The 17,322-nt window shown below is 72.4% G+C and carries 16 protein-coding genes; 9 read left to right on the top strand and 7 right to left on the bottom strand.

All coding sequences use genetic code 11. From position 1 onward, the window contains the following. The first annotated feature begins 16 nt into the window (after nt 1-16). Complete coding sequence (locus tag ACZ7DL_RS29480; protein WP_470778685.1) at nt 17-1,084, top strand: S1C family serine protease; 1,068 nt, start codon at nt 17-19, stop codon at nt 1,082-1,084. Nucleotides 1,085-1,120: 36 nt separating this feature from the next. Here the strand turns inward: ACZ7DL_RS29480 and ACZ7DL_RS29475 are convergent, their stop codons facing one another. Next, a complete protein-coding gene (locus ACZ7DL_RS29475; protein ID WP_470778684.1) occupies nt 1,121-1,330 on the bottom strand; it encodes a hypothetical protein in 210 nt (69 codons plus the stop codon). A 79-nt stretch (nt 1,331-1,409) separates the two neighbouring features. Between ACZ7DL_RS29475 and ACZ7DL_RS29470 the strand changes: the two genes are divergently transcribed. Further along, a complete protein-coding gene (locus ACZ7DL_RS29470) occupies nt 1,410-2,612 on the top strand; it encodes a bifunctional adenosylcobinamide kinase/adenosylcobinamide-phosphate guanylyltransferase (RefSeq protein ID WP_470778682.1) in 1,203 nt (400 codons plus the stop codon). On the opposite strand, the gene ACZ7DL_RS29465 is transcribed toward ACZ7DL_RS29470, so the two are convergent. Further along, nucleotides 2,613-3,620, bottom strand: coding sequence for a class I SAM-dependent methyltransferase (locus ACZ7DL_RS29465; protein ID WP_470778681.1), 1,008 nt, complete (start codon nt 3,618-3,620; stop codon nt 2,613-2,615). 133 nt (nt 3,621-3,753) lie between these two features. Here ACZ7DL_RS29465 and cobT point away from each other — a divergent pair, with 133 nt between their 5' ends. The 3 genes from cobT to ACZ7DL_RS29450 all read left to right on the top strand — a co-directional run bounded on the left by cobT (nt 3,754) and on the right by ACZ7DL_RS29450 (nt 7,949). Then, entirely contained in the window at nt 3,754-4,866 is a 1,113-nt protein-coding gene (gene cobT / locus ACZ7DL_RS29460; protein WP_470778679.1) for a nicotinate-nucleotide--dimethylbenzimidazole phosphoribosyltransferase, read from the top strand. Nucleotides 4,867-5,407: 541 nt separating this feature from the next. Continuing rightward, complete coding sequence (locus tag ACZ7DL_RS29455) at nt 5,408-7,204, top strand: phosphatidylglycerol lysyltransferase domain-containing protein (RefSeq protein WP_470778678.1); 1,797 nt, start codon at nt 5,408-5,410, stop codon at nt 7,202-7,204. Between the two features lie 10 nt (nt 7,205-7,214). Further along, nucleotides 7,215-7,949: a hypothetical protein gene (locus tag ACZ7DL_RS29450; protein ID WP_470778675.1), complete on the top strand. Its 735-nt coding sequence runs from the start codon at nt 7,215-7,217 to the stop codon at nt 7,947-7,949. Here ACZ7DL_RS29450 and ACZ7DL_RS29445 read toward each other — a convergent pair. Continuing rightward, nucleotides 7,889-8,653, bottom strand: coding sequence for a hypothetical protein (locus ACZ7DL_RS29445; protein ID WP_470778674.1), 765 nt, complete (start codon nt 8,651-8,653; stop codon nt 7,889-7,891). The genes ACZ7DL_RS29450 and ACZ7DL_RS29445 overlap by 61 nt on opposite strands. Before the next feature lie 61 nt (nt 8,654-8,714). Here ACZ7DL_RS29445 and ACZ7DL_RS29440 point away from each other — a divergent pair, with 61 nt between their 5' ends. From ACZ7DL_RS29440 to sucB, 4 genes are all read left to right on the top strand, one after another. Beyond that, a complete protein-coding gene (locus ACZ7DL_RS29440) occupies nt 8,715-9,512 on the top strand; it encodes an adenosylcobinamide-GDP ribazoletransferase (protein ID WP_470778673.1) in 798 nt (265 codons plus the stop codon). A gap of 434 nt (nt 9,513-9,946) precedes the next feature. Continuing rightward, nucleotides 9,947-11,488, top strand: a complete 1,542-nt coding sequence (locus ACZ7DL_RS29435) for a leucyl aminopeptidase (RefSeq protein WP_470778672.1) — start codon at nt 9,947-9,949, stop codon at nt 11,486-11,488. A 294-nt stretch (nt 11,489-11,782) separates the two neighbouring features. After that, entirely contained in the window at nt 11,783-13,171 is a 1,389-nt protein-coding gene (lpdA, locus tag ACZ7DL_RS29430; protein WP_470778671.1) for a dihydrolipoyl dehydrogenase, read from the top strand. Nucleotides 13,172-13,233: 62 nt separating this feature from the next. Continuing rightward, complete coding sequence (gene sucB, locus ACZ7DL_RS29425; RefSeq protein ID WP_470778669.1) at nt 13,234-15,048, top strand: 2-oxoglutarate dehydrogenase, E2 component, dihydrolipoamide succinyltransferase; 1,815 nt, start codon at nt 13,234-13,236, stop codon at nt 15,046-15,048. Between the two features lie 83 nt (nt 15,049-15,131). On the opposite strand, the gene ACZ7DL_RS29420 is transcribed toward sucB, so the two are convergent. Genes ACZ7DL_RS29420 through ACZ7DL_RS29405 form a run of 4 tightly spaced genes read right to left on the bottom strand, consistent with a single transcriptional unit; the run spans nt 15,132 to nt 17,306 of the window. Then, entirely contained in the window at nt 15,132-15,782 is a 651-nt protein-coding gene (locus tag ACZ7DL_RS29420; RefSeq protein WP_470778667.1) for a contact-dependent growth inhibition system immunity protein, read from the bottom strand. Nucleotides 15,783-15,795: 13 nt separating this feature from the next. Then, complete coding sequence (locus ACZ7DL_RS29415; protein WP_470778665.1) at nt 15,796-16,095, bottom strand: RNase A-like domain-containing protein; 300 nt, start codon at nt 16,093-16,095, stop codon at nt 15,796-15,798. A 41-nt stretch (nt 16,096-16,136) separates the two neighbouring features. Then, nucleotides 16,137-16,703 (bottom strand): hypothetical protein, encoded by a 567-nt coding sequence (locus ACZ7DL_RS29410; protein ID WP_470778663.1) that lies wholly within the window; start codon nt 16,701-16,703, stop codon nt 16,137-16,139. A 33-nt stretch (nt 16,704-16,736) separates the two neighbouring features. Then, nucleotides 16,737-17,306 (bottom strand): hypothetical protein, encoded by a 570-nt coding sequence (locus tag ACZ7DL_RS29405; protein WP_470778661.1) that lies wholly within the window; start codon nt 17,304-17,306, stop codon nt 16,737-16,739. Nucleotides 17,307-17,322: the final 16 nt, after the last annotated feature.

Genomic DNA, 17,322 nt, shown 5'->3' with positions numbered 1-17,322 from the left:
CGGTGAGACTCGGGGCATGGACGCTTTCCGTATCCGTGCCGTCCGGACGGCCGCCGCCGCGCTGGTCTGCTGCGCCGCCCTCGCCGCCGGCTGCACCGTCCCCGCCGGACAGGCCGGCCGGGACGCCGCGGCGACCACCCGGGCGGCCGCACCGATGGCCGCGGAGGACCTGCAGACCCGGTACCAGCGGGTCATCAAGGAGGTCCTGCCGTCGGTCGTGCAGATCCAGGCCCGCCACGACCTGGGCTCCGGGGTGGTGTACGACGGCAAGGGGCACATCGTCACCAACGCGCACGTGGTCGGATCGGAGAAGACCTTCCAGGTCACCACGGCCAACAGCGAGGAGCCGCTCACCGCGAGCCTGGTCTACTCCTACCCCGAGCAGGACCTCGCCGTGATCAGACTGGACCGGGTGCCGGGCGGGCTGAAGCCGGCGGTGTACGGGAACTCCGAGAAGGTGGAGGTCGGCCAGATCGTGCTGGCCATGGGGTCGCCGCTGGGGCTGTCGTCCAGCGTGACCCAGGGCATCGTCTCGGCGACCGGACGGACCGTCAGCGAGGGCAGCGACGGCGGCGGTACGGGCGCGACGATCGCGAACATGGTGCAGACGTCGGCCGCGATCAACCCGGGAAACAGCGGCGGCGCCCTGGTCGATCTCGACGGGCAGGTGATCGGCATCCCGACGCTCGCCGCGGCCGACCCGAGTCTCGGGGGCAGCACGGCACCCGGCATCGGGTTCGCGATCCCGGTGTCGATGGTGCGGACGATCGCCGACCAGATCGTCAAGGAGGGCAAGGTCGTCGACTCCGGGCGGGCGGCCCTGGAGATCACCGCGCGGACGGTCGTGGACGAGCGCTACCAGCCGATCGGGGTGGCGGTGGTCACCGTCCGCCGCGGCGGCGCCGCCGACAAGGCGGGCCTGCGCCCCAACGACATCATCACCGCGGTGGGCGACCGGCCGATCACCACCGTCACCTCGCTGTCGGAGGCGCTGGCGGCCGCCGAGCCGGGCCGGCGGACGTCGGTGACGTACCTGCGGGACGGCGCCGAGAAGAGGGTCGAGGTGACGCTGGGCGAACAGTGAGGAGGGCGGCCCCTCCTCACCTCGCGCGCGGTCCGTTCAGGCGTCGGCGTGCAGGCTCATCGGCCCGTAGATCTCGCTGCTCTCCTCGAACAGCCGCACCTGGTCCGCCCCGCCTTCCGCCAGCGCCTTCCAGTGCTCGCCGATCCAGGACTCGGCATCTCCCTGGGTGGTGAACTCCTCGGGCTGCACCGCGGGCTGGACCTCCGTCCCGTCGGCCTTCTCGAACCGCCACGTCCATGCCGTCATGTGGGCCTCCTTTGATCCAGGACCTGCTGGCAGCCTAGCCGGAAGCGCAAGACCTGCCGGTACAGGCGAAAATCAGTCCGTGGAAGTGACTCTGCTCGGTACCGGTGCCCCCGCGGGACTGCCTCGCCCCGACTGTCCCTGCGCCGCTTGCGCGGCCGCGCTCGGGCCGGACACGCGAGCCGCGACCGCGATGCTCGTGGACGGCACGCTGCTGTTCGATCTGACGCCGGGGGCGGCGTTCGCGGCGGCACGCGCCGGGCGTTCGCTGGGCGGGGTACGGCAGGTGCTGCTGTCGCATCCGCACAACGGGCCGGCGGTGGAGGTGCCGGCCGGGCTGCCGCAGCCCGGCCGGGTGCCGGACGGGCGGGAGTTGGCGCTGCTGACGGGGCATCGGGTGCGGGCGGTGGCGATGGACGCGGGCGGCACCGGGTACGCGGTGACCGGGCCGGACGGGCAGCGGCTGCTGTATCTGCCGCCCGGCGGGGCGCCGGCCGGGCTGGAGGAGGCGCGGGCGGAGGCGTACGACATGGTCCTCGTGGACGTCGTGGGCCGGCCGGACGCGCTCGCCCGGCTCCGGGCGGTCGGCTCCGTGGGCCCGACGACGGACGTGCTCGCCGTCCACCTCGACCACGACGTGCCGCCCGGCGCGGAGTTGCGGCGCCGGCTCGCGGCGGCCGGCTCACGGGCGGTTCCGGACGGTACGACGCTGGTGGTCGGGGCGTACGAGGACGTGCCGGATCTGCCGCGCCGGACGCTGGTGCTGGGCGGTGCGCGCTCGGGCAAGTCGGTGGAGGCGGAGCGGCGGCTGGAGTCCTTCCCGGACGTGCTGTACGTGGCGACGGGCGGCACGCGGGGCGGGGACACCGAGTGGGCGGCCCGGGTGGCCCTGCACCGGGAGCGGCGGCCGGGTTCCTGGCGTACGGCGGAGACGACGGACCTGGTCCCGCTGCTGGCCGAGGACGGCCCGCCGCTGCTGATCGACTGCCTGTCGCTGTGGCTGACGGACGCGATGGACTCCGTCGGGGCGTGGGACGACGCGGAGTGGGCGGGCGGCGGCGAGATGGCGCTGCGCGAGCGGGTGCGGGAGCTGACCTGCGCGGTGCGCAGCACGCCGCGGACCGTGGTGGCGGTGTCCAACGAGGTCGGCTCCGGAATCGTCCCGGCGACCGCCTCCGGGCGTCGGTACCGGGACGAACTCGGTCGGCTGAACGCGGCGTTCGGGGCGGAGTGCGAGCAGGTGCTGCTGGTGGTGGCGGGGCAGGCGCTGGTGTTGCGGGGGTGATCAGGCGCGGGGCACGGGCCGCGGCCGGCGTACCTCCTTGCGGGCCACGATGCGGTACGCGTTGGAGAACCCGGTCCGGCGGAAGAGCGGGGCCAATCCGTGGTCCAGGGCCGAGGCCAGCGCCAGCACGGGCGTGCCTGCCGGCTGGAGCGCGGGGTGGACGTGGGCCAGGGACAGGGCGACGGCCGCGGACAGGTCGTACGGGACGTGCGGCGCCTTGCGGTCCGTGACGAGGATGGTGCAGCCCAGGCTCTCCAGCTCGGCGCGGAGGTTGGCCAGGGGCAGCAGATGCAGATGGCGGGGCTGGCCGTACGGCAGCCACCACTTGCCGAGCAGCACGGCGAACGCGCAGCGCGGTTCGGTGACTTCGACCACCAGGTGGCCGCCGGGCCGCAACACGGTGAGTGCGGAGCGGAGTTCGGCGCGCGGGTCGGGGGCGTGTTCCAGGTGGTGGAACATGGTGACCACGTCGTAGCGGGCGCGCAGGCGGGCCGCCAGGCCGGGGGTGGTCAGGTAGCCGCGGTGCGCTTCCTCCACGCGACCCTCCAGCAGCGCCTGCTCCACGCGCGCCGTCGGGTCCAGCCCGTCGAAGCTGGTGTACGGGAAGAACTCCTTCGCCGCCTCGGGAAAGCGGGCGTGGCCCGTGCCGACGTCCAGCCAGCTCTCCGGTTCGTGCAGCGCCGACAGCCGCCAGGCGGTGGCACGGTGCCGGCGGCGGACCGCGCGGGCGGACAGGACGCGGGCGGTGAACTCCTCCAGGTGCCTCTCGTAGAAGTCCCGGTGGAAGAAGGCGAGTCCCTCCGCGGTGAGCCGGGGATTCTGGAAGGCGTGGGCGCAGTCGCCGCACTCGTCGACGACGAAGGTGCCCGGCCGGTGGCGCAGCGGGTCGGGTGCGCGCAGCCGGGTGCGCAGGTTCCGGGAACCGCACCAGGGGCAGCCCTCGCGGCGCGACTCCTGGAAGGGGTCGAAGGCAGTGGTGATCTGCGGGGTGAGGGGCGAGGTCGGCATGGGCGGCTCCCTGTGCGACATTCCGCGACAAACCGGAACGTATGGGATACCGATCCGAGGTGCATAGACGCCGTTGGAGTGTGCTGGCGACGTGCCACGGAAGCGTGCGTTCGCTGGCGGTACTGTTCGGCGAATGAGCAGCCTTAATCTGGACGACTTCACCGATCTGATCGAGCGCCCGGACGGGGGCGTGCGCCGTGACGCCGAGAGCCGGCGAGAGCGCCAGATCGTGCCGCCCGGGGCACTGGGCCGCCTGGACGAGCTGGGCGAGTGGCTGGCCGCCGCGCAGGGCGCCGTACCGGTACGGCCGGTCGAACGGCCCCGGGTGGTGCTGTTCGCCGGCGACCACGGCATCGCCGAGCTGGGCGTCTCGGCACGGCCCGCGGGCGGTGCCGAGCAGCTGGTGCGGGCGGTGCTGGAGGGCGCGAGCCCGGTGAGCGTGCTCGCGCGCCGGCTGGAGGTCCCCGTCCGGGTCGTGGACATGGCCCTGGACTGCGCGCCGGACGCCTTCCCCGAGGACGTGGTACGGCACCGGGTACGGCGGGGCAGCGGCCGGATCGACATCGAGGACGCACTCACCCTGGACGAGGCCGGGGCCGCCCTGCGCGCGGGGGTCGCGATCGCCGACGAGGAGGCCGACTCGGGGACCGACCTGGTGGTGCTCGGCGATGTCAGCGTCGGCGGGACCACGACGGCGGCGGTGCTGATCGCCGCGCTGTGCGGCACCGACGCATCCGTGGTGACCGGGCGGGGCGGGCTCGCCATCGACGACCTGGCGTGGATGCGCAAGTGCGCGGCGATCCGGGACGCGCTGCGGCGGGCCCGGCCGGTGCTCGGCGACCAGCTCCAGTTGCTGGCGACCGTGGGCGGGGCGGACCTCGCGGCGATGACCGGGTTCCTGCTGCAGTGCGCGGTGCGCAAGCTGCCGGTGATTCTCGACGGGGTCGTGGCCGCCGCGTGTGCGCTGGTCGCCCAGCGGGTCGCGTTCCGGGCGCCGGACTGGTGGCTGGCCGGGCACGGCAGCGGGGAGCCGGGGCAGGCGAAGGCGCTGGACCGGATGGCCCTCGAACCGCTGCTGGAGCAGGGCGTGAAGGTCGGCGAGGGCGTGGGCGCACTGCTGGCACTGCCGCTCGTACGCAGCGCCGCCGCGCTCGCCGCCGAGCTCCCCGAGAAGCCGGAGCCCGAGAAGGAGCCGGAGGAGACGGAGAAGGCAGAGGAGACGGAGGAGGGGGAGGAGACGGAGTAGGGGGTTGCGGCCGGCCGGCACCGCCGGACACCGCCGTCTCGGCTGAGCGCCGTTGCGGCGGAGAAAGGTGACCGACGGAAGCGGGGTGACCCGCGGCAGCCAGGCGACCGGCGGAGCAAAGGTGACCCGCGAAGCGAGTGACCGGCGGAGGCGAGGCGGCCCGAGGAAGCCAGGGTGGCCCGCGGAAGCGAGTGACCGGCGGAAGCGAGGCGACCCGCGGCAGCCAGGCGACCGGCGGAGCAAAGGTGACCCGCGAAGCGAGTGACCGGCGGAGGCGAGGCGGCCCGAGGAAGCCAGGGTGGCCCGCGGAAGCGAGTGACCGACGGAAGCGAGGCGACCCGCGGCAGCCAGACGACCCCCGGAAGCCAGACGACCCGCGAAAGCCAGGCGACCCCCGGAAGCCAGGCGACCCCCGGAAGCCAGGCGACCCCCGGAAGGCAGACGACCCCCGGAAGGCAGGTGGGTGGGGAAGGGGAAGGTCGATGCCGTTACCGGCTGAATAGTGTGGTTCGTCGGAGCCGCGCCCATATGATCCTGCCCCATGGGAGATGCCCGAATTGCCGTGGAGCAGCGAGTCGAGGCGGAGCGGACGGGTGAGCGGGTGCGGCGGTCCGCCGGGGCTTCTCGGAGGGCCGCCGCCTTCGCCGTCTGGTATCTGCGGACCGTCGCCTTCATCAACTTCCTCAGCGCGGTGTGGGTCTCGCTCGGCCAGGACGTGCGCCGGCACAACCAGGACGACTTCTTCACGCCGTATCTGCTGACGGCCGGCTTCGCCTCCGGTGTGTTCACCGCCTTCCTGGCGATCACCATGCGACGCCGGAAGCGGGCCGCGTGGATCCTGAACCTGGTGATGAGCGGGCTCTTCCTGGCGCTGTTCGCGTTCGCCATGGCATTCCCGGAGATCCGGCGGTACGTGCAGAACTGGGTCTCCCTGGCGCTGACGGCCGCCTTCGTGGGCGCGCTGCTGGTCGGCCGCCGGGAGTTCTACGCCACGGGCGACCGGTCCAACCCCCGGCTCGCGGCCACGGTGGCCGTCGGCGGCGGGCTGGTGGCGAGCCTGCTCGCCGGGCTGCTGGTGACGGTCACGAACCAGGCGCCGGACGCGGCCCGCTCCACGTTCCTGGAGCGCTGGCACTACGGCGCCCTGCGGCTGGTGTCGGTGGCGGCCGAGGAATCCCACTTCCCGGGGATCGACCCGCCCAACTGGGCCAACGTCGCGGTCAACGTGCTCAGCACGGCCCTGGTCCTCGCCGTGCTCTACGCCGCCTTCCGCTCCCGGCGGGCGGTCGATCCGCTCACCGAGGACGACGAGAAGCGGCTGCGGGTGCTGCTGGAGCGGCACGGCGACCGCGACTCGCTCGGCTATTTCGCGCTGCGCCGGGAGAAGAGCGTGGTGTGGTCGCCGACCGGGAAGGCGGCCGTCGCCTACCGGGTGGTCGGCGGGGTGAGTCTCGCCTCCGGGGATCCGCTCGGGGACCCGGAGGCCTGGCCGGGGGCGATCGTGCCGTGGCTGGCCGAGGCCCGGGCGCACGGCTGGATCCCGGCCGTGATGGGGGCGAGCGAGGAAGCGGGCACCGTCTACGCCCGGCACGGGCTGGACGCGCTGGAACTCGGCGACGAGGCGATCGTGGACGTCGCCGAGTTCACGCTGGAGGGGCGCGCGATGCGGACCGTCCGGCAGGCGTACAACCGGGTGCGGCGGGCCGGGTACCTGGTGCGCATCCGGCGGCACGCGGACATCCCGGCGGACGAGATGGCGTGTCTCGTCCGGCACGCGGACGACTGGCGGGACGGCGCGACCGAGCGCGGCTTCAGCATGGCGCTCGGCCGGCTCGGGGACCCCGGGGACGGCCAGTGCGTGATGCTGGAGTGCACGGACGCCGAGGGGCGGCTGCGGGCGCTGCTCTCCTTCGTGCCGTGGGGGCCGTACGGGCTGTCCCTGGACCTCATGCGGCGGGACCGCGACTCCGAGAACGGGCTGATGGAGTTCATGGTCATCGAGCTGCTGCGGCGGGCCGGCGAGATCGGGATCACGCAGGTCTCACTCAACTTCGCGATGTTCAGGTCGGTCTTCGAACGTGGCGCGCGCCTCGGTGCCGGTCCGGTGCTGAGGCTGTGGCGGTCGCTGCTCAGCTTCTTCTCCCGCTGGTGGCAGATCGAGTCGCTGTACCGCGCCAACGCCAAGTACCGGCCCATCTGGGAGCCGCGGTTCCTGCTCTTCGAGAAGAGCGCGGACCTGCCGCGCATCGGCCTCGCCTCGGCCCGCGCGGAGGGCTTCCTGGAGGCGCCGGGACTGCCGAAGTGGCTGCACCGCAGACACCTGGACACGCACCGATGAGGAACGCCTGATGAGGACACTCGCCCGCTGGGCCCGTGCGGAGTGGGGACCGCTGTACGCCGCCGTGCGCGAGCCGCTGCGCGAGCGGGGCCTGTCGGCGCTCCCGATGACGGTCGGGGCGGTGGGCCTGACGGCCTTCCTCCAGTACGTGCAGAACCAGCGGTGGGGCTACCAGCTCGTACAGAACCTGGGTGCCGTGCGCGCCGAGGACCCGCTGGGGCCGGCCCTGCTGCGCACCCCCCTGTCGCTGTTCGTGCCCGCGCTGGACCTGCCGGTGTGGGGCGCGCTGGCGCAGATCCTGCTGGTGTTCGGGATCGCCGAGCTGTGCCTGGGCTGGTGGCGGACGCTCACCATCGCGTACGTCGCCACGCTCGCCGGAACCCTGTACGCGCGCCTGGGCATCACCCTCGGCGCGCACGCCCCGTTCGGGCTGCCGTGGACCGACGCGCAGGTGGTGGACACCGGCCCGTCGGCGGCCGTGGTGGGGCTCGCGGTGTTCGTGGGCTGGCGGTACGGCGCCTATGCGACGGCGGGCGCGGTGACGCTGGCGATGGTCGTCGAGGTGCTGGTGAAGGAGAACCTGGCGGGCAAGGAACACCTGGCCGCGCTGATGGCCGTGGGGCTGCTGTGCCTGCTGTCGGCGCTGCGGCACCGGCACGGACCGCGGTCGTACCGGGCCCTGCGTCACCGGTGGCCGGGCAGGCGCGCCGGGCGGGGGTCGGGCTTGCCGCCGATCCAGTCCTGAAGGGCGCGCCGCGGGCGGGTCCAGCGGCGGTCGTGGCGGTAGGCGCGCAGGGCGGCCTTGGCGCGGGCGCGGGGGCGGCGGCCGTAGAAGCGGCGCGACCACGGGGAGCCGGGGCGGGCGAGCCGGACCGCGCCGACGAGCGCGACCAGCGGCACGATCACCCCGAACACCGCGGTGCGGGCCTTGCCCTTGCTCAGGGCGACGAGGGAGAAGAGGAAGTTGCCGGCGATGTTGGAGATGACCGTGCCCCGGTCGGCCAGTTCCTCCTGCGACAGGTCGTTGACGCCGAACGGGGCGAATCCGGCGAGCAGCAGGCCGACGAGGGCGGCGGTGACCACGACGACCTCGACGCTCTTGCGGCCCTCCTCGGTCCAGTAGACGTCGTCCAGGTGCAGGATCAGCGCGAACTCGTCCAGGACCAGGCCCGCGCCCATGCCGAACAGCACGGCCGAGAGGATCCCGCCGGCGCCGTGCCGGTCACTGGCCACCGCGCCGAAGCCGCCGACGAGGGTGAGGACGACCCCGGGGACGACGTGGTGGATGTGCACCCCGCCCGCCTTGACGTTGCCGAACGGGCCCTTGCCGGCCCGGATCAGCCGGGTGATGACCCGGGTGACGACGAAGGTCAGCACGAACGCGGCGAGGGCGAGCAGCAGCGGGAGCTTGCCCGGCTCGACGATGTTCCGCACCCACCAGTGCCCCATGTGCGCACTTTATCCCCGACCTCCGGGGAAGGGTCCGACGACCTCCGGGTAACCTGCGCCGGTGTCCACGTCCTCACCGGTGTCCTCCCCGCTCGACGGTCTGCGCTTCGCCTTCGGCACGCTCACCGTGCTGCCCGTCCGGGTGCACCGCTGGGACCGGGGGGCGGCGCGCGGCGGCATGCTGTGCGCGCCGGTGGCCGGACTGGTCGTCGGCGGCTGCGCGGCCGGTCTCGGCCTGCTGCTCCTCCTCCTCGGCGCCGGTCCGCCGCTCGCGGCCGTCGCCTCGGCCGCCGTACCCGCCGCGCTGACCCGCGGGCTGCACCTGGACGGGCTCGCCGACACCGCCGACGGGCTGGGCAGCGGCAAACCCGCCGAGGACGCGCTGCGGATCATGAAGCAGTCGGACATCGGGCCGTTCGGCGTGCTCACCCTCGTGCTGGTGCTGCTGGCCCAGGTGGCCGTGCTGGCGCAGCTCTACGGCGACTCCTGGGCGCGGGGTGCCGTGGCCGCCGTGGCCTCCGCGGTGGCGGCCCGGCTGGCGCTGACCCTGGCCGCGCGCGCCGGGGTGCCGGCCGCCCGCCCGGAAGGGCTCGGGGCGGCGGTGGCCGGGGTGGTGCCGACGGGGGCCGCGCTGGGGCTCGCGGCCGGTGTGGTGACGGCGGCCGGGGCGGCGGGTGCCGGCCTCGGCGGGTACGACGGCGTGCGCACCGCCCTCGCCGTGGCCGTCGCGGTGGCCGTCGCCGAACTGCTGCTGCGCCGCTGCGTCCGCCGGTTCGGCGGGGTCACCGGGGATGTGTTCGGCGCACTCGCGGAGACGGCCGCGACGGTCGCGCTCGTCGTGCTCGCCCTCGGCCGCTAGCCGGCGCCCAGGCCGTAGGGCAGCGTGCCCCGGGGATGCGGGAGCTTGCCGGGAACCGCGCAGTCTCCAGCGGTGTGCGCGGTGGGCCATGACAGGGTCTTCCCCCCAGAGCATCCACCGCGGTGAGCCCGCGGAGGATGCAGTGGAAATCATGCGGACCGGCGGGTCGTTGTCCCACCGGGACCCGATGCTTGTGGCTCGGGCCACGGCAGCGCAGGAGGGAGAAGCGGCCATGACGCCACGCGCAGGTGAACGCCCGAAGGAATGAGCGAACGCACGCACGCGCGTAGGCTCGTCCCGGGTGTTCGCCGACAGGGTGAAGGCCCCGGTTGCCACCTGTCCCCAGGCCTGGACCTAGGGTCGGCTGTCGGGCCCGGTCGACCCACCCCTTTTCGGCCACAGCAACTTCACATCGGAAGCGAGATTTCACCACCGTGACTGCTCTGACTCTCAGCACCGCCGCGGCGCCCGGCCTGCGGGCCGACGCGATCGTGATCGGTGTCGCCAAGGGCGCCCAGGGGCCCGTCGTCGCGCCGGGCGCCGAGGCCGTGGACAAGGCGTACGACGGCAAGCTGGCCGACGTCCTGGAGACCCTCGGCGCCTCGGGTGCCGAGGGCGAGCTGACGAAGCTGCCCGCACCTGCCGGCTTCAAGGCCCCGCTCGTGGTGGCGGTGGGCCTGGGCGCCGAGCCCGACGACACAGACGCTGACGGCGTCGCCGGCTACGACGCCGAGGCGCTGCGCAAGGCCGCCGGCGTGGCCGCCCGCGCGCTCACCGGCTCGAAGAAGGCCGCGTTCGCGCTGCCGGTCGACGGCCCCGGCGCGCTCGGCGCGATCGGCGAGGGCATCCTGCTCGGCGCCTACTCCTTCGACGCCTACAAGGGCGGCGCCCAGAACGCCAAGGCCAAGAACGGCAAGGCGCCGCTGGCCGAGGCCGCGCTGCTCGGCGGCAAGCCGCGCGACGCCGCCCACAAGTCCGCGGTCGCCCGCGCGGTCGCGGTCTGCGAGGAACTGAACCGCGCCCGCGACCTGATCAACATGCCGCCGAACGACCTCGACCCCGCGGCCTTCGCCGGCATCGCGCAGGCGGCGGCCAAGGAGCACGGCCTGAAGGTGCAGGTGCTCGACGAGAAGGCTCTGGCCAAGGGCGGCTACGGCGGCATCCTCGGCGTCGGCGGCGGCTCGGCGGCCACCCCTCGCCTGGTGAAGCTGTCGTACAAGCACCCGAAGGCGGACAAGCACCTGGCCTTCGTCGGCAAGGGCATCACCTACGACTCGGGCGGCATCTCGCTGAAGCCGGCCGGTCACAACGAGACCATGAAGTGCGACATGAGCGGTGCCGCCGCCGTGTTCGCCGCCGTCGTCGCGGCCGCGCGCCTCGGCCTGGAGGTCAATGTCACCGGCTGGCTGGCGCTGGCCGAGAACATGCCGTCCGGCTCGGCCGTGCGCCCGGGTGACGTGCTGCGCATGTACAGCGGCAAGACGGTCGAGGTGCTCAACACGGACGCCGAGGGCCGGCTGGTGCTCGCCGACGCGCTGTGGGCGGCCTCGCAGGAGAACCCGGACGCGATCGTGGACGTGGCCACGCTGACCGGCGCGATGCTGCTGGCTCTGGGCAGCCGGACGTTCGGCGTCATGGCCAACGACGACGCGTTCCGCTCCGCGGTGTACGAGGCGGCGGAGGAGGTCGGCGAGCCGGCCTGGCCGATGCCGCTGCCGGAGCACCTGCGCAAGGGCATGGACTCGCCCGTGGCCGACATCGCCAACATGGGCGAGCGGTGGGGCGGCGGGCTGGTCGCCGGTCTGTTCCTGCGCGAGTTCGTGGGCGAGGGGATCACCTGGGCGCACCTGGACATCGCCGGGCCGGCGTTCAACGAGGGGGGTCCGTTCGGGTACACGCCCAAGGGAGGCACGGGGTCCGCGGTGCGGACGCTGGTCCGCCTCGCCGAGCTGACCGCTGCGGGTGACCTGGGCTGATGTTCGCCCACTAGCTCGGGTCGCCTGGTCCGTACGGCGACCGGGGGCGTGGGGCTGGTCGCGCCCGCGCGGCGGAGCCGCGCAGCAGGCACAGCCCCGCGCCCCTTCGGGGGCGCGGGAACGTGGGACGTCTCACACACCGGCCCGGCGTCTCGATCTCGTCCGACAAGTGCAAAGATGGAGCCCGGCAGGACAGGGCCCCCACCGAAGGGCCGAAGCATCAAGCGGCCGGACACCAGCCGCCTGCCGGTCATCGGAGACCGGCGTACGGCGCACATGCATGGAGGACGTGACGTGGCGAACGACGCCAGCACCGTTTTCGACCTAGTGATCCTCGGCGGTGGTAGCGGTGGTTACGCCGCGGCCCTGCGCGGGGCACAGCTGGGCCTGGACGTCGCCCTGATCGAGAAGGACAAGGTCGGCGGCACCTGCCTGCACCGGGGTTGCATCCCCACCAAGGCCCTGCTGCACGCGGGCGAGATCGCCGACCAGGCCCGCGAGAGTGAGCAGTTCGGCGTCAAGGCCACCTTCGAGGGCATCGACGTCCCGGCCGTCCACAAGTACAAGGACGATGTGATCTCGGGCCTGTACAAGGGGCTCCAGGGGCTCATCGCGTCCCGGAAGGTGACGTACATCGAGGGTGAGGGGCGCCTGTCCTCCCCCACCTCCGTGGACGTGAACGGCCAGCGCATCCAGGGCCGCCACATCCTGCTGGCGACCGGCTCCGTGCCGAAGTCGCTGCCCGGCCTGGAGATCGACGGCAACCGCATCATCTCCTCCGACCACGCCCTCGTGCTGGACCGTGTGCCGAAGTCCGCGATCATCCTGGGCGGCGGTGTCATCGGCGTCGAGTTCGCCTCGGCGTGGAAGTCCTTCGGTGCCGACGTCACGGTCATCGAGGGCCTGAAGCACCTCGTCCCGGTCGAGGACGAGAACTCCTCGAAGCTTCTCGAGCGCGCGTTCCGCAAGCGCGGCATCAAGTTCAACCTGGGCACCTTCTTCCAGAAGGCCGAGTACACCCAGGACGGTGTGAAGGTCACCCTGGCGGACGGCAAGGAGTTCGAGGCCGAGGTCCTCCTCGTCGCCGTCGGCCGCGGCCCGGTCTCGCAGGGCCTGGGCTACGAGGAGGCCGGGGTCGCCATGGACCGCGGCTACGTCCTCGTCGACGAGTACATGCGCACCAACGTCCCGACCATCTCCGCCGTCGGTGACCTCGTCCCGACGCTCCAGCTCGCGCACGTCGGCTTCGCCGAGGGCATCCTGGTGGCGGAGCGTCTGGCCGGTCTGAAGGTCGTTCCGATCGACTACGACGGTGTCCCGCGGGTGACGTACTGCCACCCGGAGGTCGCCTCCGTCGGTATCACCGAGGCCAAGGCCAAGGAGATCTACGGCGCGGACAAGGTCGTCGCTCTGAAGTACAACCTGGCGGGCAACGGCAAGAGCAAGATCCTGAAGACCGCGGGCGAGATCAAGCTCGTCCAGGTCAAGGACGGTGCCGTGGTCGGCGTCCACATGGTCGGCGACCGCATGGGTGAGCAGGTCGGTGAAGCCCAGCTGATCTACAACTGGGAGGCGCTGCCGGCCGAGGTCGCCCAGCTCATCCACGCCCACCCGACGCAGAACGAGGCGCTCGGCGAGGCACACCTGGCCCTGGCCGGCAAGCCGCTGCACTCCCACGACTGACCCTTCGGTCAACGGGCGCGACGACACAGACTTTCCGCAATTCGTTAGGAGCAACCGAAACCATGGCGGTTTCCGTAACCCTTCCGGCGCTCGGTGAGAGCGTCACCGAGGGCACTGTCACCCGCTGGCTGAAGGCCGAGGGCGAACGCGTCGAGGCCGACGAGCCGCTGCTCGAGGTCTCGACCGACAAGGTCGACACCGAGATTCCCGCGCCGGCCTCCGGCGTGCTGCACTCCATCAAGGTCGCCGAGGACGAGACCATCGAGGTCGGCGCCGAGCTGGCCGTCATCGACGACGGCAGCGGTGCGCCCGCCGCCGAGCCGGCCGCCGAGGCCGCCCCCGCCGCCGAGGCCGCCCCGGCCGCCGAGCCGGCTCCCGCCCCGGCCGCCGAGGCCCCGGCCGCCCCGGCTCCGGCGCCCGCCGCCGAGGCCGTGACTGCCGAAGGCCCTGCCGGCGACGCCGAGGGCACGGACGTGGTCCTGCCCGCGCTCGGCGAGTCCGTCACCGAGGGCACCGTCACCCGCTGGCTGAAGTCGGTCGGCGAGACCGTCGAGGCCGACGAGCCGCTGCTCGAGGTCTCCACGGACAAGGTCGACACCGAGATCCCCGCGCCGGCCTCCGGCGTGCTGCTGGCGATCGTGGTCGGCGAGGACGAGACCGCCGAGGTCGGCGCCAAGCTGGCCGTCATCGGCGCCCCGGGTGCCGCCCCGGCCCCCGCCGCCGCTCCGGCTCCGGCTCCGGCCGCTGCCCCGGCTCCGGCGCCCGCTCCGGCTCCGGCTCCCGCCGCCCCGGCCCCGGCGCCCGCCGCCGCTGCCCCGGCTCCGGCTCCGGCCGCTGCTCCGGCTCCGGCTCCGGCCGCTGCCCCGGCTCCGGCGCCCGCTCCGGCTCCGGCTCCGGCCGCCCCGGCCACCGCGCCGACCTCCCCGACCGCCACCCAGGCGACCGACGAGGGCGCGTACGTGACCCCGCTGGTGCGCAAGCTCGCCGCCGAGAACGGCGTCGACCTGGCCACCGTCAAGGGCACCGGCGTCGGCGGCCGCATCCGCAAGCAGGACGTCCTCGCCGCCGCCGAGGCCGCGAAGGCCGCCGCCGCTGCCCCGGCTCCGGCCGCCGCTCCGGCCGCCGCCAAGAAGGCGCCGGCGCTGGAGGTCTCCCCGCTGCGCGGCCAGACCGTCAAGATGCCGCGGATCCGCAAGGTCATCGGCGACAACATGGTCAAGGCGCTGCACGAGCAGGCCCAGCTGTCGTCGGTCGTCGAGGTCGACGTCACCCGCCTGATGAAGCTGCGCGCCAGGGCGAAGGACTCCTTCGCGGCCCGTGAGGGCGTCAAGCTCTCCCCGATGCCGTTCTTCGTCAAGGCCGCCGCGCAGGCGCTGAAGGCCCACCCGGTCATCAACGCCAAGATCAACGAGGCCGAGGGGACCATCACCTACTTCGACACCGAGAACATCGGTATCGCGGTGGACTCCGAGAAGGGCCTGATGACCCCGGTCATCAAGAACGCCGGCGACCTCAACATCGCGGGCGTCGCCAAGGCCACGGCGGAGCTGGCGGGCAAGGTCCGCGCCAACAAGATCACCCCGGACGAGCTGTCCGGCGCGACCTTCACCATCTCCAACACCGGTTCGCGCGGCGCGCTGTTCGACACGATCATCGTGCCGCCGGGCCAGGTCGCGATCCTCGGCATCGGTGCCACGGTCAAGCGCCCGGCCGTCATCGAGACCGAGGAGGGCACGGTCATCGGCGTCCGCGACATGACCTACCTGACCCTCTCCTACGACCACCGCCTGGTCGACGGCGCCGACGCGGCCCGTTACCTGACGGCTGTCAAGGCGATCCTGGAGGCGGGCGAGTTCGAGGTCGAGCTCGGTCTCTGATCTCCCCGTTCAGGCAGTACGACGGAGCCCCCGTCCGGAGTTCTTCTCCGGGCGGGGGCTCTGCCGTTGCGAGCCGGGCACCACTAGGCCAGGCGTGCCGCCACCAGCGCGAGCCAGCCGCTCACGGTGAGCCGGTCCGGAGCCTCGACCTCCATGCCCAGCTCGGCGGCGCCGACGGCGTACTCGCTCGCGTCGAGCCCGAGGGCGAGCAGTTCCCGGATCTCCCCCACGAGGCGCGCGACGAGCTGCCGGTCGGTCGTCGCGGCGTAGTCGTCCACCGCCGCGTCGTGCCCGTCGAACTCGTCGGGCATGTCCTGGGAGAACCAGCCGCCGAGGAACTGCCCGAGCTCGGGGAACCTGGCATGCCACTCCCAGTGCGTCTCCGGCTTCGCCGGGGCCGGCACCTGCCCCTCCTCGACGCTGCGCCGGATGTGGTCGGCGAGCAGCGTCAGCCAGTCCAGGATCTCCGCGTCGGCCAGACCCACGTCCGGCAGGTCGTAGAACTCGCCGAGCCGGACCCGCAGCCGCCCCGGCGGGGTGCGCGCGTACTCGCGCAGCTGGCTCTCGGCGGCGGCCAGCGCCCAGGGGCGGGTGTGCCAGGTGTGCCGCAGATACGCGGTGAGGGCCGCGCTCGGCTTCTCCTCGGTGTCGTCGGCGGGCCGGCCGACATAGGCGCGCAGGACCTGGTCCAACTCGCCGTATCTGCGGTCGTGCTCAAGAGGCGTCAGCGGCACGGTAGGACTGCCTTCACAGGTAGACGGGGAAACTGGCGTGCACGACGAATCCGTGCGCGGCGCCCGGCTCGCGGCGCAGCACGACCCGGGCGGCCCGGACCTCGACGGCTCCGCGCCCGGCCAGCATCATGGCCTGCAGCAGCACCCTTCCGACGGGCTCCTCACGGGACGGCCAGGCCGCCTCGATCGTCAGCCGCGCTCGGGCGGACTGGGCCAGCCAGCGGTGGATGACCTGTTCGTTCCGGGTGACCACGTGCTGGGTCGCCCACTGGGCGGTTTCCCGGTCGGGGTAGGTGGCGGTGCGGGTACGCAAGGGGCTTCTCCATGGTGGGCAGCACGGCGGATCGCATTACATCAGCGGAATGACCAGACCATCCCGACTTCCGTCTCCGACACGAGTACCAAGCCGAAGTCGTAGGTGCGCACGGAAAAGGAATGCCAACCAGAAACCCGCTGGTAGTAGTCGCGACTAGCACTGTGACGGCCAGTGTTCGCGTAGAAATGCGATCCTTCGGGGAAACGCGACAGGATGACGCGGGCGTTCGCTTCAAGGACCTCCCTGCGCTCCTCGAAATCCGGTTCCTTTGTGACATCGACCCAGGGCGTGGAAAGGGCCACGAGGAACCGTACGGCCTGAGAACGCGGAATCTCATACAGATAGGGCTTCCAGGCGTCCGGCGGCGTCGCGACAGCCCCCCTAGGCCCGACGAAGGGGTAGGACGGTTCGTCGAGCCTTTCGAGTTCCCCCTCCCATATGTCCACCGTGCGCCAGCCGCGGGCGTCGTGGGTGTCACCGCGCATCAGGGTGGCCAGGTCGAGCACCCAGTCCTCGTGCTCCCTGCGCGTCACCTTGGCAATGGTCGCCCGACGCTCGTACATGCCGATCGCCTCGGCCCACGACCGCTCATTGAGCTCTGCCATCACTGTCTCCTCACAGCGGATCGAGTCGGTGGGTCACCACGCGTGGAAGGACCAGACCATTCCGACCTCCTTCTCGGATACAAGGATCAACCCGAGGTCCCAGATGTGCACGGAAATCGGATCGCAGCCTGAAATATGCTTGTAGTAGTCGATTTCTGCGCTGCGCGGCCCGGTGTTGGCATAAAAGTGGGAGCCTTCGGGGAAACGTGAGAGTATGACGTCAGCCTTGGCTTCGAGATCGGCTCTGCGTTCCTCGAAGTCCGGGGTGTCCTCGACGTTGAGCCAAAGCGTGGAAAGAGCCACCAGAAACCGCTTGGCGGAGGAGCGCGGAATCTCATTCAGATGGGACTTCCAGGCGCCAGTCGTTGATGGGTCGTCCGGCCTCAGCCTGAACGGGTAGTACGGGTCGTCGAGCCTCTCGAACTCACCCAAGAGGGAATCCTTGGTGCGCCAGCCACGGTTGTCAGACGTGTCACCATGCATCAAAGTGTTCACATCGAGTGCCCAGTCCGCATGGTTCCTGCTGGTCACTTTGGCGATGGTGTACCTGCGAGCGTAGATGCCGATCGCCTCGGCCCACGTCTGCTCGTTGAGTTCTGCCATCACTGTCTCCTCATAC

The sequence above is a fragment of the Streptomyces sp. NPDC036984 genome (genome assembly GCF_055607665.1).
Note: the sequence above shows the minus strand (reverse complement) of the source record. Positions and strands in the feature narration are given on the sequence as shown.